We start from the raw sequence: 17,192 nt of genomic DNA on the forward strand, positions 1-17,192 counted from the left end.
TTTCATGCTGGAAATTTAATTTTTAATTATTAATTTGATGCTAATAATTTGGTTTCTTCTGGCGTAAATTCAGGAACAATTGCATAAGTATCAATCTTAACGATAGCCATTTCGTCGAGAATATCAACTAAATTTTTAAAATTAGACTTTTTGCTTGGTTTGATAATTACAATTGGACCATTTTTTGGTTTACCCATTGATGTGGAGTATTCGAGAATTGCTCTTTTTTTACCGAATAATTCTTTTCGAATTCCATCTCGACCATAAATAATTTCTTTTGGATTGACTGAAGAATCTTGTAGTAAACCTGAATAAGTTACAATTCTATCTTTATCATCTAAAAGTATTGTATAAATTCTATTAGTGTCCACACAAGCAATTGGTCTGCAGACAATATCTCCATTATCAGGTAGACTCAAATCAATAATTTTAGGCTTTGATAATTCCCCTACTACCATAAAAAATATAATCAGCAAAAAAGAAACGCTGACCATTGCAGTTAAATCAACTCTAGAACTTAGTTTTTTACTTCTTACTTTTTGAGGTAGATTTTTCATAATAAAGAGGTTTTGAATCTAAATTTAATAATAAAAAGGATTCGTTATTCTGTAAATAATAAAAAAGTAAAATATTTTTTTTATCATTAATAAGCTGTTTTACAATGTGTTTTGAGAATATTCTAATATTATTTTAAATTATTTTCATTTTTCATAAAACCAAAAGAAATATATCCCCGTAAATGTCATTATAACTTAAAAAAATAATTATGAAAACTAGAAAATTTTTAGCTTCAGCAGTTTTTGCTTTAGCATTCGGATTTACATCTTTTGCTCAAAAAACAGTAATGGTAGGTGGAGCAGCAATGTACCCAAATAAAAATATTATTGAAAATGCCGTTAATTCAAAAGATCATACGACATTGGTAGCAGCAGTAAAAGCTGCTGATTTAGTTGAGACTTTACAAGGCAAAGGTCCATTTACTGTTTTTGCTCCAACAAACGAAGCTTTTAATAAATTACCAAAAGGAACTGTTGAAACTTTATTGAAACCAGAAAACAAAAAGAAACTACAAACTATCTTGACCTATCATGTTGCTTCTGGGAAATGGAATTCGGCAGATATTGCAAAAGCAATTAAAGATGGAAAAGGAAAAGCAACTATTAAAACTGTTAGCGGTGGAACTCTTACTGCTTGGATGAAAGGTAAAGATCTATATATTACAGATGAAAACGGAAATAAAGCTAAAGTAACAATTGCAGATGTGAATCAATCAAATGGTGTAATTCATGTTGTAGATGCTGTATTACTTCCAAAAAATTAATACATAAATTAAATTTGAAAATCCTAAATTCCAAATTCCAAGTTTTAAATTGGGATTTGGAATTTTAATTTTTGAGATTTTTTAAATTACTTTTTAGCAGTCAAGGTGCTTCCTGCAGATGCGATTACAACACAAACAACTGCTAAAATTTCATAAAAACTTAAACTTTCCTGAAGAAAAATAAAAGCGCAAATAGAAGCTGCTGCAGGTTCTAAACTCATTAAAATACTAAATGTACGTGGAGGCAGCTGACCTAAGGCTTTCATCTCTAAAGTAAAAGGAATAGCACTAGATAAAAGTGCAAGCGCAACTCCCATCCCGAAGAGTTTTGGAGTTAGATTTGCCAATCCGTTTTCTATAAAACCGAATGGTAAAATTAAAATTGCAGCAAATAGCATCCCTGTAGAAACGGCTTGTCCGCCGTTCATTATTTTTGAAATTTTTCCTCCTAATACAATATAAGCAGTCCAAAATGCTCCAGCCAAAAGCGCGCATAAAATACCTAAAGGATCTAGACGATCATTTGTCCAAGGCGCAATTAATAAGATACCTATTGCAGCAAGCAAAACCCAGCAATAATCTACCCAACGTTTTGAGCCTGCTATAGCAAGCAGAAGCGGTCCAACAAATTCTAAAGTAACAGCTAATCCGATTGGAATTCTTTCAATAGCAAAATAAAAAATTAGATTCATCGCGCCTAAAGATAAACCATAAGGAATCACAATTTTCCATTGATCTGGCGTAATTGCTTTTAAATTTGGACGGTAGGCTAATAATAAAATTAATGCTGAAACACCAATACGTATCGATGCAGTTCCCGCAGCTCCAATTGCAGGAAAAAGTGTTTTTGCAATTGCTGCACCGCACTGTACACTAATAATTGCTAGTAATACTGCCGGAACAGGAGGGAGGTTTATTTCTTTATTTTTCATATATGATGATACAGAAAAAGATTCTTTTCTGTGTGATAAACAAAACGATCTAATAGCTAATTATCTAGTGCACGCTTTGTTACGTATGCACGATAACCAATAATAGCCATTTGCCATTTTTTTGCTTTTGAAATATCTAAACCTTGTTTGGTAAAACTTGGCAGTAAGATTTTATTTAGTTTGGCTAAGAATTTATACATAGTAGATTGTTTCTTCAAAGATATAAAAAAAAGACTTTGGGTTTAAACCAAAGTCTTTAAGGTGTAAATTATGTAATTTTAAATTTTAAGAATTAAGTTTTTATCGCCATCTGCTTCTCTGTTTATTACATTTTGAGGAGCTTCAATCCAGCCAGATTTATTAATTACAAATTTAAAAAAATGTGTCTTGTCTTTCTCAAAATTAGCTTTTGGAATCGATAATTCAAAGGTGTTTTTGCTTTTTTGAATCAATTGATAGTTTTTATCATTGGGGTTCCAATTATTGAATGAACCTGCAATCGATATACTTTTAATAAGATTTGAGTTTAAATTTTTATCATGTTCATAACTAAAAACAACATTGTTATTAATTATTTTATATCCATAAATACCAGTTTGTTTTTTGTATGCACTAAGTAAATCATTTGACAATCGTATGATGGCTTCTCCTAATGCATTTGCTGTATTTTCATCGCTTATATTTACAATGATCGATAATCCAAGTTTCCTTTCTGGATAAACAATCAACATGTTTTGAGTACCAAATGCACCACCGTGTTTCCAGCAGTTTTGACCATTTTCATCTACCTGAATATAATCCCAAAAATAGCCGTTCCAAGTTGTGATACTGTTTAAGAGATTTCGCTGCGATTCCTGAACAATTTTATTTTTTGTATTTAGTTCGTAAGCAATAAATTTAGTTAAGTCACCTAAAGTAGTTTTTAACCTTCCAGCAGCGCCCCAAAGATTATCTGAAATTCTCGGCATTAATACTCCTTTTAGATTGTAACCATTTGCAATAACTATGTCTGAATCTAAATTAATTCCAGTTGATTTCATGTCCAATTTTGAAAATATATTCTCTTTGAGAAGTGTTTCATAATCTTTGTGATAGACGTTTTCTAAAATATGAGCTGTCAAATTTAGACTTCCGTTACTGTATTTAAATTTAGTTCCTGGCAAGGTGTCTAATTTAATGGTTTTAAGATCTTCAAAGAACTTTTCACGACTGTAAGATTCGTCCAGCTTTTTAAAAGCCAAGTAACTGCTGTCGCTTCGATTTTTTCTTAATTCATCAGTATCTGGAAGATCTTTGTTAAAACCAGTTCTAAAAGAAACTAAATCTTTAATCGTAATTGGAGTACCGTTATATTCTAAATTTGGATAAATCCCAGTTAGATATTTTCTAATGTCGTCGTTGAGATTTAGTTTTTCCTCTAATACAGCTTGAGCTGTAAGTAAACCGGTAAATAATTTAGTGATCGATGCAATTTCAAAAACAGTGTTATTATCAGCTTTGTTTTCTTTGTTTTTATCAATTTCTCCATAATGTCTGGTAAAAAATTTCCCATTATTGACAACACCAATTGAGATTGAATTAGTTTTTGATTTTTCTAATAATATTGATGCTGTCTTATCCATAGCTTTAAAAATGGCTTTATCGGCTAAATTTTGCTGAGCAATAATAGAAAGACTAAAAAGCAAAAAAAGAGTTAGAAGATTTTTTTTCATTTTGCAATATTTAATATTAGAAATAGAAAAACCAGTGTTTTAACACTGGTTTTTTTAAATGAACAAAGTATATTAAGCTTTTTTATTTTCTTTTTCCATAGCTTTCATATCTTTTTCGTGCTGTTTCATGTTTTTTTCATGTTGCTTCATATCTTTCGCATGTTGTTTCATGTCTTTTTCATGCTGTTTCATATCAAGCTCCAACTGTTTCATGTCTTGCTCATATTGTTTTGTATTGCCATATTCTGCATCATTTTCAAATTTAAACTTAAAGTCGTAATTAAATTTTTCCATGTTTGCGTGGAACTTTTCCATTGCTATCTCATACTTAGCCATTTCTTTTTCGTAAATCGCTTCTCTTTGAGACATTAATGCTTCAACTTGTTTTTCATACGCTTCCAATTGAGGCTCAATAACTTCCATTTGTTTTTCAAAAGCTTCCATTTGTTTTTCAAACTTACTTACAGCAACTTTATCGTTCATGTTTTTTGGAGCAACTGGAGGTTTTGGCATTTTAGACATATCTAATGCAGGTGCAGCTGGCATGGGTCCTGAAGGAAAAACTGGCGGTGTTGGTGGTGTAGGAGGTGTAATGTCTGAATCTCCGTAGTGACGAACGATAACTTTTTCATTTCTCATCATAACAGGAACAGAGAAGTTTTCGTCTGTATTAATAACTATAGATTTTGTGCCATCTTCGTCAGTTCCAATTGAAAATTCACAGTCTTTTATAGCTTCATCACCGTCGATTACAATAGTTTGTTTCTTGCCCGATTCTGATTTTACTTTAATTTGAATAGCAGTTAATTCCTTTTTGGTATTTCTTTTAACGTCTGAAATTTCAATGTCAATATTATGATTTGCTTTTAATTTCCCTGGTAAATCCTTTAATTCCTGATCAGTTGTGTTTTTTGTGATTTTAAAAGTTTCATCGCTTGATTTAATAGTGTCTTTTGAAATAGACGGCAATCCGTTTTGTTTCTTTTCCTGCGCGATTGTTTCTATTTGAAATAAAAGTACAAAAGCTCCAAGAGCAGGAATTACGGCGTAATATTTCCAGTAATTCTTTTTGCTTGATTGATTTTTGTTTAACATGACAATTCGTTTTTTGATTAATGATTGATAAAAATGATTGGNGCAGGTTTCATGCGTTGTGATTTTTAAAAGCGTGTATTGATATGCTTTTTTGTCGTTGATTTTTTTAGAGGCCTCTCTGTCGGCTATGAATTCAAGATTTTGTAAAATAGCTTTTTTATAAAGCCACACAATTGGATTAAACCAAAATAAGATACAGAAGATTCTAGATATCAAAACATCAATCGTATGATTCTGGTCGCTGTGCACTTTTTCGTGTTCCAAAATACTTTCTAATTCTATTGGAGTGTATAGTGATGAGTTATACACAATATAATCGAAATAGGAGAAAGGAGCTATGTTTTCATTTATGTCAATAAATTTAAAATCTTCCTGCTGCTGTATTTTTTTCCCTTTTAAAACTGCGTTCAAACTATAAATATCAAACCCAAATTTGAACAAGAAAGCAGCTAATCCTAAACTATAGATTGCTATTAAGACTAAATCCCAATTAATTTCAATCGGCTCTTCTTCAACCAACGCTGCAGGGCTGTATTGGGGTTCGTAAGAAGCAGTACTAGCGCTATAAGTATTAGCAGTAGAAAAATTCTCAACCACTCTTTTGTTGATAATTTGCACAGCTGGTTTTTCGATCCAGATAACTTTGGTATAAACTACAAAAGGCAGAATTACAGAAGTAATTAATCCCGCTATTAAAAACCAGCGGCTGCTATTGAAAAAAGTTTCTTTGCGAAGTAAAAAGATGTAAGCAAAGTAAAACATTGCCAACAATCCGCTTGATTTCAGGATAAAAATGAAAAGTGCTTCCATAGTATTTTGATTATTTTCCTTCTTTTGGATTTTCGATCATATCTAATATTTCTCGTAATTCGGCTGCAGAAATTTTTTCTTCCTTAGCAAAAAATGAAACCATGCTTTTGTACGAACTATTAAAATAATTGTCGATAGCAGTACTCATAAAACCTTTTCGGTAATCTTCGATACTTACGATAGGATAATACTGATGCGTGTTTCCAAAAGCATTGTGCGCAACGTAACCTTTCTCTTCCAGATTACGAACAATAGTAGACAAAGTATTGTAATGCGGCTGATCTTCTAAAATCTCTGCTTGAATTTCTTTCACAAAAGCCTTTTTCAGCTTCCATAAAATATGCATGATTTCTTCTTCTTTATTGGTTAGTTTTTGCATTTTCTTTTTTATAAAAGTTTTTTATTTTTTAGTTTCAATTTCAATAACCCCATTTGCAGCGCGATTACCGTATTTAGCTACAGCTTGTGATCCTTTATAAATACTTACAGATTCGATATCTTTAGCTTTTATAGAATCAATATCAAAATTACTTGGCATTTCTTCTCCATCAACAATCACGAGTTGGCCATCTAGTTTAGTAGCACTTTTAGCAGAATTTGAAATAGCAATTGTTGAGCCCCCGTTAGTAATTACTTTAGTGACAACATTTTTATCATTATTTATAGTTACAACACCGTTAATATTTGTGTTAGTATCAGTATTAGTTTTTGTACTAGTAAAAGAATAAGTGTTAACATTGTTATCTGATTTAGTATTTTGGTTTTTGTTAATTGTAATTACTGAATTTGTTTTAGAATCATCTGAGCTATCAGAAGTTATGGTGCTTATACTTTTGCTAACTCCAACTTTAGACTCTTTAGCGGTTTTGGAATCTTTTGGATCATCAAAGGTTTGGATACCAATTGTTTTGTTTCCATCTTTGTCTGTTATAACAAGTACTCCAAAATCTTTTATAATTTGATCTCCTATTTGAATTGATTGAGCTTGCTGTTCGCCTCTTGTAACATTAACTTTTATTGAAGTTAGATTGTTTTTAGCATCTCTTTTTATTTCTGAAACTTCAAAATCAATATTATGAATTGATTTTAATTTTTCCTTAATTTCTTTTAATTCCGCATCTGTAGAGTTTCTTTTAATTTTATACACGTCTACAGACTTGGTTGTTTCCGAAATTTCTTTTTTTGCCTGAGGTTTTTCTTTTGCAATTACTTCAATTTGAAATAATAAAACAAATGCCGCAAGAGCTGGAATTATTGTGTAATACTTCCAGGAATTCTTCTTTTTTGATTGATTTTTGTTTAACATGACAATTCGTTTTTTGATTAATGATTGATAAAAATGATTGGNACAATTTTCGTGTGTTGTTATTTTTAAAAGCGTGTATTGGTAAGATTTTTTGTCTTGTAATTTTTTAGCAGCCTCGCTGTCAGCAATAAATTCAAGGTTTTGCGTGATCGCTTTCTTATAAAGCCAGACAATTGGATTAAACCAAAAAATAATACTGAATAATCTAGAAATTAATACATCTACAGTATGATTTTGGTCGCTGTGTACTTTTTCATGCTCGATGATATTCTCCAATTCAGAAGTGGTGTACAGTGATGAGTTGTATACAATATATTCAAAATAGGAGAAAGGCGCTATATTTTCATTAACATCAATGAATTTAAAATCAGCTTGCTGTTGTATTTTTTTTCCTTTGATAATAGAATTGAGACTATAAAAATCAATTGCAAATTTTATTATAAAAACTAAAAAGCCAATTCCATATAAAGACATGATAATATAACTCCAATTAAAATTAGAAGCTTCTCTTTCTGGAATTTCAATTAATGATGATTGAATGGTAGTACCTAAAGATGGAGCAGCCTCAATCCATATCACTTTTGTATAACTTAATAATGGCAAAATCGCTCCAATTATTAAACCAGACAATAAAAACCATCTGTTGCTGTTAAAGAATGTTTCTTTGCGCAGCAAAAAATAATAAACGCAATAGAAAAAAAGTATTAAACTGCTTGATTTGGCGATATAAATAAGAAGTGCTTCCATAAGCAAGATTATTTTTCTTCGTTTTTATTTTCAATCATTGATAAAATTTCTCGCAATTCATCTGCTGAAATTTTTTCTTCTTTAGCAAAAAAGGAAACCATGCTTTTATAAGAACTATTAAAGTAATTATCAATTGCCGTTTTCATAAATCCTTTTCTGTAATCTTCAATTGCAACAATAGGAAAGTATTGATGCGTATTTCCAAAGGCATTGTGCCCAACATATCCTTTCTCTTCCAAATTGCGTACAATAGTAGATAACGTATTGTAGTGCGGCTGGTCTTCAGTAATTTCTGCTTGGATTTCTTTTACAAAAGCTTTTTTCAGCTTCCATAAAATCATCATAATTTCTTCTTCTTTGTTTGTTAACTTCTGCATCATCTCTAATTTTAATTCAAACCTACAACTATTTTTTTAGTTACACAACTATAAAAATAGTTATTTAACTAAAAATTAAGTTGAATTCGGTTTTGAGCACAGAAATATGATTCAAATTTAATGGTAATTAATTGAATTTAAATAGATTAATAGGTTAAAAGTTTATTGTGTCACTTTTTCTGTAACAAGAGCATTTTTAATCCAGATACAACATCCAGTTGCGATTACGCCAATACAAGCCATAAATAGCCAGTTGATTTGGTATCCTAATCTTGTGATAATTTCAAACCCGACTTTTGAACTAATAATATGAGCAAGACTAAAACTCATAGTATATAGAGCCATGTAGCGACCTTCTTGTCCGCGTGGTGCTCTGCTCAAAGCAAAGGCATTCGAAAAAGGAAAAGTTAAAACTTCTCCAATAGAAATACAGACCATACTGACTACTAATATGCCTGCCCAGAAATTGATAAGAAGTATAAAGAAACTCAGAGCCATTATAAAAGAACCAACAATGATAATTCTGATTTTAGGAAAAGCTTTTCGTTCTAAAAATCCAACCGTAGGCATTTCTAAAGAGAAAATCAAAAGTCCGTTGAGTGTCATTAATAATCCAGTTTGAAATTCGCTTAAGCCAAATTTTTCATTATGATATAAAGGTAAAGTAGTAAAAAGCTGAAAGAATATCATTGCAGTGATAAAACTCACAAATAAGAAAACCCAGAAAATTTTATCATGAAAAACAGATTTAGTTTCAACAGCGCTTTCGGTCTTATCATCGTGAACTACTTTTTTCTTTTCTTTTACTAATAAAGCAAAAATTGAAATCGAAATAATACAAGAAGCCCCGTCAACCCAGAAAAGACCAGAATAGCCCATTCCCATAATAATTAGACCTCCAAGTGCAGGTCCTGCAGCAAAACCTAAATTTACAGCAAGACGCACAAGCGTTAGGGCACGTGTTCTATTTTCTGGTTTGGCATAAGCTCCCAAAGAAACAAACATCGCCGGCCTGAACATGTCAGCAATTGTCATTAATAAAAACATGGCAACGCAAAGAGCCCAAAAAGTAGTGATATATTGAACAAAGAATAAAGAAACACCGCTTGTAAACAAACTGAATATCATGATTTTATAGAAGCCTATTTTATCTGAAAGTTTACCTCCAAGCCATGAACCCAGCATAGAACCAAAGCCAAACGCAACCATAATCCATCCGACTTGATTATAACTGAAATGAAGATCTTCTTTTAAATATTTGGATAAAAAAGGAAGTACCATTGTTCCAGCACGATTGATAAAAGTGATGATGGCAAGAATCCAAATTTCTCTTGTAAATCCTCTAAAATTGTTGATGTAATGGGTAAAAGCGGTTTTAAGCATTTTGTTTGATAGATTATCGTCACAAAGTTAGGAAACTTTGTCGCGTTAAGTGGTTGTTGTTTTGTTACTTTTGAACTATTTTTGCAGAAAATTTCTAAGATGAAAACATTAAACGCCCTAGTTTTATTGTTGGTTTTTACTTTTGGCTATGGCCAAAAAAAATTTAGTAAAAGTGAAGTAGAAAAATTTCAGAAGAAATTGAATTCAGAATTTGCTGATCCTAAGACTAGTCCGTTAATGACTAAAGATTTAAAAACTTTTAAAAGCTTAGAATTTTATCCCGTAAACGAAACTTTTTTTGTAAATGCTACTCTAGTAAAAGCTAAAGGAGGAAAAGTTTTTGAAATGAAAGAGTCGGGAAAATATACTTCAAAATATATTAAATACGGTACTTTATATTTTAAAATAAAAGGTAAAGATTTCAAATTGAACGTTTACCAAAATTTAGAACTTATAGTACAGGAGAAATACAAAAATCATTTGTTTTTACCTTTTTCAGATTTAACCTCTGGAAAACAGAGTTATATCGGTGGCCGTTACATAGATCTTGAAATTCCGAAAGGAAATACAATTGCAGTCGATTTCAATAAAGCTTATAATCCGTATTGTGCTTATAACTACGAGTATTCTTGTCCACTAGTTCCGCAGGAAAATGATTTGAAAATTGAAGTTAAAGCGGGTGTTAAAACCTTTCATTAATGGAATATTTTAATTTTCATACCCATCAATTTACCAATCAGGCAGATGTTTTAGAATTGGTTAACCAATATCCGAAAGAGTTTGATGCTTCAATTGCATTTTATTCGATGGGAATTCATCCGTGGTATATTGAAGAAAATCGCATTGATGCCGATTTGAAAATTATAGAAGAAAAATTGCAAACCGAAAATTGTCTGGCAATAGGAGAGTGCGGTTTAGATAAAAGAATTGATATTCCGCTGGATTTACAAATTTCAGTTTTTGAACAACAATTAGCATTAGCAGAAAAATTCAAAAAACCAGTTGTAATACATTGTGTCGCAGCTTTTCAAGAAGTAATTGAAATTAGGAAAAGATTGAAAATTACAGTTCCGATGATTATTCATGGATTTTCTAAAAACAAACAGGTTGCCGAACAATTAATTGCAGCAGGATTTTATCTTTCATTTGGAAAATATTTATTGAAAAATCCAGATTTAAAAGCTGTTTTTCAAAGCGTTCCAAACGACAAATTCTTTTTAGAAACCGATATGATGGAGGAAACAATTCAGCAAGTTTATCAATTAGCATCAGAATATAAAAAACTAGAATTAAAAGAATTAAAAAGTATTATTTCAAGTAATTATAAAAGTGTCTTTGGATAGGGAATAGTGAGATGTGAGAAGTTAAATGTGAGAAGTTAAATGTGAGAAATTAAATGTGAGAAGTTGAACGTGAAAAGTTGAACGTGAAAAGTTGAATGTGATTTTTCACACTGAGTAAAGTTTAAGTTTATAACAGTAAGAAATCGGGCTTCGACTTCGCTCCGCATGACATATTTGAAACTTGAAACTTGAAACTTGAAACAAAATAGATAAACAAACATAAAAAAAACAATAATAGAGTATATGGCAGAGTGGACAGAAAGAGCTGAGCTTTTATTTACAAAAGAAGGATTAAGTAATTTACAGAATTCAAATGTATTAGTAGTCGGATTAGGAGGAGTTGGATCTTTTGCAGCTGAGTTTTTAGCAAGAGCAGGAGTAGGGAACATGACAATTGTAGATGGAGATGTTGTGGATATTACCAATATAAATCGTCAGTTACCAGCGTTACATTCTACAGTTGGTCAGCCAAAAATTAAAATTGTAGGCGATCGATTGATGGATATAAACCCAGAATTAAATTTGACGCGTGTACAGGAATTTCTTTCTCCAGAACGTGCTTTTGAAATTGTTTCTCCAGAATTTGATTATGTTTTAGATTGTATTGACAGTATTACTCCAAAATTGAATTTGATTATTGCTGCGAAAAGAAAAAGAGTAAAAATAATTAGCAGTATGGGTGCTGGCGGTAAAATGCTGGCTTCTAAAGTAAAAGTAACCGATATTTCTAAAACAATAAACTGCTACTTTTCTAAAACAATTCGTAAGCGTTTGAAAGAAGCAAAAATCAATAAATTAAAAGTGGTTTTTTCTTCTGAAATTCAAGACGAAAAAAGTTTAAAATTAACCGACGGAAAAAACTTTAAAAAGTCATTTTACGGAACAAACAGTTATATGCCAGGATTATTTGGTTTGCACGCTGCTGAAACAGTAATTAGACATCTTCTGAAAAAGTAATCAGTCACAGTCGCAGTTTTCAGTAAAAAAAAACCTTAGCCCCTCAGAACCTCAGAATCTTAAAAAAATGATTAAAACAGTAATTTTCGACATGGATGGCGTAATTGTAGATACAGAGCCTGTTCACCGTTATGCTTATTATCTACAATTTTCGGAATTAAATATAGAAGTACCTGAAGAGATGTACACTTCTTTTACAGGATTCTCTACTAGAAATACATTTCAAACTTTGAAGAGTTATTTCCCATCTGTAGAGCAGGAAGTGGAAGATTTGATTCAGAGAAAACGTAATATTTTTAATGACGCATTTGATACTAAAGAAGATCTCTATCTTTTGGATGGTGTTGAAGATTTAATTAAAGATTTGTACAATAACGGAATACAATTAATTTTAGCTTCTTCTGCATCAAAAGTAACAATCGATCGTGTTTTTACGAGATTCAATCTGCATCAGTATTTTACGCATATTGTGAGTGGTGAAGATTTTCCGCAGTCAAAGCCAAATCCGGCGATATTTCTTCACGCTGCTTCTCTTTCTATTGCACCAAAAGAAGATTGTATTATAATTGAAGACAGCACAAACGGAGTAAAAGCGGCGAAAGCAGCTGGAATATTTTGTGTGGGATATAAAAGTGAGCATTCTAACCTGCAGGATTTAAAAGAAGCAGATTTAGTTATAGATCATTTTAACGAATTAAATGCCGAAAAAATATCACAGTTAAAGTCTTGAATTATATAAAATTTAACATTTGTTCCCTTATTGAATTTGTAAATTTGAACAAAACAAAAAAATCATAAGAATGAAAAAACTACTTATTGCATTAGCCCTGATCTTAGCACCATTAGCATCAGAAGCACAAGTAAAAACTCCACAAGCAAGTCCAAAAGGATATATCAAACAAACTGTTGGTTTAACTGATGTTGAAGTTACTTATTCAAGACCAGGAGCAAGAGGAAGAGCGGTTTTCGGGAATTTAGTTCCGTTTGGGAAACTATGGAGAACTGGAGCTAATGAAAATACGATCATCAACTTCAGTGACGATGTGGTAATTGATGGAAAAACTTTAAAGAAAGGGAAATATGCAATTTATACAGTGCCAAGAATTGAAAGCTGGGACGTTATTTTTTACCTTTCTACAGATAACTGGGGATTACCAGAAAACTGGAGTGATGCTTATGTTGCTTTAAAAACTACTGTAAAAGAAGATGCATTACCAACACCAGTTGAGACATTTACAATTGGAATTAATGGTTTAGATCCAAATTTTGGTTATTTAGAAATGTCTTGGGAAAACTCTCATGTTGCTTTAAAATTTGAAGTTCCAACCGCTAAAACTGCTGTGGCAAGTATTGAAAAAACTTTAGCAGGTCCAACTTGGAATGATTATTATGCAGCATCTCAATATTTATTTCAATCAAATGGAAACATTGAAACTGCAAGAACTTACGTAGACAAAGCTCTTGATATGAGTACAGACAAACCATACTATGTAACGAGACTAAAATCACAGATTCAAGCAAAACAAGGAGATAAAAAAGGAGCAATTGAAACTGCAAAAGCTTCATTGGCATCTGCAGAAGCAGCAAATAATGCCGATTACGTAAAATTAAATAAAGACAGTATCGCTGAGTGGAGCAGATAATAATTTTTGCAAATTATAAATCTCAAATATAAAATTCCAAATTCCAAAGCTTTCGGGTTTTGGAATTTTTTTTATTTGTTTTTTAACCGCAAAGCACGTAAAGATTTACACAAATTTCAAAAAGTTTATTCGCAGCTTTGCGAACATTTTTTTTAGCAAGCTTTGTGTGCCAAAAAACCTTGCGAACTTTGCGGTTAACTATAATGATTGCGTTATAAGACCTCATTCTTTTGGAATTTAGTGCCGAAGTTTCGGGATAAAAATTGGAATTTAAAATTTAATTCAAACTCGGTGGTTCAGGAATTTTAATGGTTTTCTTTATTTTCTTGATCAAAAGATAAAAGGTAATTCCGCCCAGAATAATTAGAAGCGCAATTTGAAGCTGGCCAAGGCTATTGTTTTTACTGTACATCGCATTAGCAGCAGCCAGTTTAGCTTTTCCTTCTTCAATTTGAATCTGCGATAATGATTCTAATGTTTTTAGTGCTTTTGCACTAGAATTGGCAATTTCGTTCCAATTTTTATTTTCTACTTGTTTGTTTATTTCTTTGCAAGACTGCAAAAACATATCAAAATGCTGTTTTTCTTTATTGGTCAAAACCGTTTTAGCATACAAATCATCTATGTTATGAATAATGTCTAAAGTGTGATTGATTTCTCTCTTCTTTATAGTGTCGTTTAAATTTAGCTTTTCAGCTTCAGCTTTTATAAAGTGAAGTTCTTTAGAATATTGAAAAATATAATGTGCAACAACCAGTCGATCTTTATAAATCGCATTGATATTATCATTTACGTTTTTAGAGTTTCGAAGCGTATTAAAGTTTCCTAATAAAATGATTAACATCACTACTAATAGAATAAAAGCAGCCTTCATTTTATTGCTGTATTTTTTTAGATCTTTCATAAATGATGTTTTTTGGAGAAATTAAAAAAGAAGAATTTTTAATTAATCATTTTGTTTTGAATCAGTTGTATGTTTTTTATTGATGACAAAGGTGTGATTTTTATAGTTTTATCTCCTTTGACAAAATAAAAATAGTACAAACTGTTATTACCAATTAAAGATACATTTTTAGATTCACCTTCATTAAAATCCAATTGATAACTATATTCTAATTTGTTGTTTTTCAGCTTTTCTTTGCCAAAATAACCACCTGCAAGTCCGTAACCTAAAAAGAATGACAATAAGATTATTGCAAGAGATTTTATAGCAATACCGTTGTAATAGCTTTTAGTTTCTTCTGCAGATAGTTCATCTGTCGATTTTAACTCAAAAGTTTTTTTTATAAATGCTTTGTCTTTATTCTTAGCTAAATATGCAGGCAGATAAAAATGTGCTATAAACATTAGAATAATCGTAGCTAGAATAATTGGATTTGAAGTAAACTCAGCAATTGGACTAATTAACACATCCATAATTGTAGAGTATCTTAAAATATTGATTCCAAATTGATAATAATAAATACTGTCTTTTAGTATTCCCATTAAAATTAGGAAAAGGTAACCGAATGGCAGCAGTTTTTCTAAATCGTCAGAAATTTTCATTTATAGTTCTTTGGTTTATGGTTGTTTTTGGTTAATCTTTTAAGATTATTTGGAAGAACTAAAATAGCACTTTTACTTACAATTTTTTAATATTGAAGTATATTTTTTGAAGCTGTTTCCTGCTGTCCGATTTATCTTTTGTTTTTTAAAGAAAAAAGTAAAAGGATGCCGCTTCAATCAGGGAGGGTAGTAAGATTTTCTGAGTCTCCTTATTCTAAAATTAATTCATCATTTTCTTTTTTCCCTTTAAAAAATAAAAACTGCAATATTATCGCTACTACAATTGTCAAGATTGCTCCAATAAAGTTAAGCCATAAATAACCTAGTTTTTCCTGACTGTAAATCATAAAATAATAAATTACAAAGATCGTAAGCTGGCTGATAATCGCACTGATAAACATTGGTTTTGCTTGAACTTTTCGTAAATAGAAACCAACTAAGAATATACCTAAAACCGTTCCGTAAAATATAGATCCGATAATATTTACGAGCTGAATTAAATTTTCAAACAAAGTTCCAACGCAGGCAAAAAGTATAGCAACAACGCCCCAGAAAAGTGTAAAAAACTTTGTAGCATTCAGATAATGCTTTTCCGATTTCTCACTGACGTTTCGCTTATAAATATCAATTGCGGTTGTAGAGGCCAAAGCTGTTAGTCCGGAAGCCGTAGACGACATTGCTGCCGAAAGGATAACGGCCAATAACAATCCTATAAGTCCTTTTGGTAAATAATGCAGGATGAAGTGAAAGAACACATAATCCTTGTCGTTGGTTTCAGAATTACTGTCGGCTCTTGAAATAATTTCTTTGGCTTTATCGCGAAGGTCTTTTTCTTTATTAGATAAAGCAACTAATTCTTTGCGCAAAATCGGATTATCATAATCTTGATTCAACTGATCGATATACAATAAGTTGATTACCTTTTTATCTTCAGAAAGTTTTTCTAGTTTTTTTTCTAAAGCTTGATATTCTCCTTTATATGCAGATTTTTCAATAGCAATTTTATTATTCGGATTAAAATTTAATGGTACTGGATTGAATTGAAAAAATACAAAAACCATTACTCCTGTTAGAAGAATAAAAAATTGCATCGGAACTTTTAAAAGTCCGTTCATGATTAATCCCATCTGGCTTTCACGTACCGATTTTCCTGATAGATAGCGTCCAACCTGTGATTGGTCTGTTCCAAAATAGGCGAGTGCTAAAAAGAAACCGCCGGTAATACCGCTCCAAAAAGTATATTTTTCTTCGGGATCAAAGGAGAAATTAACAATATTCATTTTGTCATTTGCTCCTGCAATATGAAGCGCACTGTTAAAAGTCATGTCATTTGGAAGGTAATGCAGAATCAGGAAAAAAGTGATAAACATTCCAGACATGATTACAAACATCTGTTGTTTCTGTGTCACGTTTACGGCTTTTGTTCCACCAGAAAAAGTATAGATAATAACCAAAACTCCAATTATAATGTTCATTATGGTTAAATTCCATCCTAAAAGCGCTGACAAAATAATTGCCGGTGCATAAATTGTTAAACCAGTTCCTAAACCTCTTTGAACCAAGAATAAAATAGCTGCAAGAGAACGAGTTTTTACGTCAAATCTTCTTTCTAAAAATTCGTAAGCGGTATAAACTTTGGTTTTATGATATAGCGGAATAAACGTTACACAAATCACAATCATGGCAATTGGCAGACCAAAATAAAACTGCACAAACCCCATTCCATCGTGATACGCTTGTCCAGGCGTAGATAAAAAAGTAATGGCGCTAGCCTGGGTTGCCATAACAGAAAGTCCGACAGTATACCAAGGCGTTTCATTATTTCCTAAAATAAAATCCTCAACATTTTTACTGCCTTTGGTTTTCCACGAACCATATCCAACAATAAATAATAAGGTTACGATAAGTACGATCCAGTCAAATAGCTGCATAGGTTATGAGTATAATTGCATGATTAAGAAAAAAATAGCAATATAAATTGCATTAGCGACCAAAACATAGGTGTAGCTTTTTTTCCATTT

The 17,192-nt window shown here is 31.3% G+C and carries 16 protein-coding genes and 3 pseudogenes; 6 read left to right on the forward strand and 13 right to left on the reverse strand.

Annotated features, from left to right (window positions below):
• Positions 1-29 precede the first annotated feature (29 nt).
• Positions 30-557 (reverse strand): ExbD/TolR family protein, encoded by a 528-nt coding sequence (locus tag ASE40_RS14855; protein ID WP_057117874.1) that lies wholly within the window; start codon positions 555-557, stop codon positions 30-32.
• Between the two features lie 209 nt (positions 558-766).
• Between ASE40_RS14855 and ASE40_RS14860 the strand changes: the two genes are divergently transcribed.
• The gene (locus ASE40_RS14860; RefSeq protein WP_057117875.1) at positions 767-1,321 is read left to right on the forward strand and encodes a fasciclin domain-containing protein; all 555 of its coding nucleotides are present in this window, start codon (positions 767-769) and stop codon (positions 1,319-1,321) included.
• 86 nt (positions 1,322-1,407) lie between these two features.
• On the opposite strand, the gene ASE40_RS14865 is transcribed toward ASE40_RS14860, so the two are convergent.
• The 9 genes and pseudogenes from ASE40_RS14865 to ASE40_RS14900 form a co-directional block, all read right to left on the reverse strand.
• A complete protein-coding gene (locus ASE40_RS14865) occupies positions 1,408-2,253 on the reverse strand; it encodes an EamA family transporter (protein ID WP_057117876.1) in 846 nt (281 codons plus the stop codon).
• A gap of 56 nt (positions 2,254-2,309) precedes the next feature.
• Positions 2,310-2,453, reverse strand: a complete 144-nt coding sequence (locus ASE40_RS14870) for a hypothetical protein (protein WP_057117877.1) — start codon at positions 2,451-2,453, stop codon at positions 2,310-2,312.
• Between the two features lie 78 nt (positions 2,454-2,531).
• Positions 2,532-3,965 carry a serine hydrolase gene (locus tag ASE40_RS14875; protein ID WP_057117878.1) on the reverse strand — a complete coding sequence of 478 codons (1,434 nt, stop codon included), beginning with the start codon at positions 3,963-3,965 and terminating at the stop codon, positions 2,532-2,534.
• Between the two features lie 72 nt (positions 3,966-4,037).
• Positions 4,038-5,101, reverse strand: a pseudogene (locus ASE40_RS22390) (peptidase M56); the annotation flags it as partial.
• 1 nt (position 5,102) lies between these two features.
• Positions 5,103-5,870 (reverse strand): annotated as a pseudogene (locus ASE40_RS22395) (M56 family metallopeptidase); the annotation flags it as partial.
• Between the two features lie 10 nt (positions 5,871-5,880).
• Positions 5,881-6,249 (reverse strand): BlaI/MecI/CopY family transcriptional regulator, encoded by a 369-nt coding sequence (locus ASE40_RS14885; protein WP_057117880.1) that lies wholly within the window; start codon positions 6,247-6,249, stop codon positions 5,881-5,883.
• A gap of 969 nt (positions 6,250-7,218) precedes the next feature.
• Positions 7,219-7,923: pseudogene (locus ASE40_RS22405) on the reverse strand (M56 family metallopeptidase); the annotation flags it as partial.
• An 8-nt stretch (positions 7,924-7,931) separates the two neighbouring features.
• A complete protein-coding gene (locus ASE40_RS14895; protein ID WP_057119772.1) occupies positions 7,932-8,300 on the reverse strand; it encodes a BlaI/MecI/CopY family transcriptional regulator in 369 nt (122 codons plus the stop codon).
• A 162-nt stretch (positions 8,301-8,462) separates the two neighbouring features.
• Positions 8,463-9,683, reverse strand: a complete 1,221-nt coding sequence (locus ASE40_RS14900) for an MDR family MFS transporter (RefSeq protein WP_057117882.1) — start codon at positions 9,681-9,683, stop codon at positions 8,463-8,465.
• Between the two features lie 99 nt (positions 9,684-9,782).
• On the opposite strand from ASE40_RS14900, the gene ASE40_RS14905 reads away from it, so the two are divergent.
• From ASE40_RS14905 to ASE40_RS14925, 5 genes are all read left to right on the forward strand, one after another.
• The gene (locus tag ASE40_RS14905) at positions 9,783-10,382 is read left to right on the forward strand and encodes a DUF1684 domain-containing protein (RefSeq protein ID WP_057117883.1); all 600 of its coding nucleotides are present in this window, start codon (positions 9,783-9,785) and stop codon (positions 10,380-10,382) included.
• A complete protein-coding gene (locus tag ASE40_RS14910) occupies positions 10,382-11,026 on the forward strand; it encodes a TatD family hydrolase (protein ID WP_057117884.1) in 645 nt (214 codons plus the stop codon). The genes ASE40_RS14905 and ASE40_RS14910 overlap by 1 nt, the downstream gene beginning before the upstream one ends.
• 243 nt (positions 11,027-11,269) lie before the next feature.
• Positions 11,270-11,983: a ThiF family adenylyltransferase gene (locus ASE40_RS14915; protein ID WP_057117885.1), complete on the forward strand. Its 714-nt coding sequence runs from the start codon at positions 11,270-11,272 to the stop codon at positions 11,981-11,983.
• Between the two features lie 67 nt (positions 11,984-12,050).
• Positions 12,051-12,713 carry an HAD family hydrolase gene (locus ASE40_RS14920; RefSeq protein ID WP_057117886.1) on the forward strand — a complete coding sequence of 221 codons (663 nt, stop codon included), beginning with the start codon at positions 12,051-12,053 and terminating at the stop codon, positions 12,711-12,713.
• Positions 12,714-12,783: 70 nt separating this feature from the next.
• A complete protein-coding gene (locus tag ASE40_RS14925; protein ID WP_057117887.1) occupies positions 12,784-13,626 on the forward strand; it encodes a DUF2911 domain-containing protein in 843 nt (280 codons plus the stop codon).
• Between the two features lie 277 nt (positions 13,627-13,903).
• On the opposite strand, the gene ASE40_RS14930 is transcribed toward ASE40_RS14925, so the two are convergent.
• The 3 genes from ASE40_RS14930 to ASE40_RS14940 all read right to left on the reverse strand — a co-directional run bounded on the left by ASE40_RS14930 (position 13,904) and on the right by ASE40_RS14940 (position 17,102).
• Positions 13,904-14,530, reverse strand: a complete 627-nt coding sequence (locus tag ASE40_RS14930) for an MCP four helix bundle domain-containing protein (RefSeq protein WP_057117888.1) — start codon at positions 14,528-14,530, stop codon at positions 13,904-13,906.
• Positions 14,531-14,568: 38 nt separating this feature from the next.
• The gene (locus tag ASE40_RS14935) at positions 14,569-15,171 is read right to left on the reverse strand and encodes a hypothetical protein (protein WP_057117889.1); all 603 of its coding nucleotides are present in this window, start codon (positions 15,169-15,171) and stop codon (positions 14,569-14,571) included.
• A 209-nt stretch (positions 15,172-15,380) separates the two neighbouring features.
• The gene (locus tag ASE40_RS14940; RefSeq protein WP_057117890.1) at positions 15,381-17,102 is read right to left on the reverse strand and encodes a sodium:solute symporter; all 1,722 of its coding nucleotides are present in this window, start codon (positions 17,100-17,102) and stop codon (positions 15,381-15,383) included.
• Positions 17,103-17,192 lie beyond the last annotated feature (90 nt).

This window comes from Flavobacterium sp. Root935 (assembly GCF_001429295.1).
In the GTDB taxonomy this organism is placed as follows: Bacteria; Bacteroidota; Bacteroidia; order Flavobacteriales; family Flavobacteriaceae; genus Flavobacterium.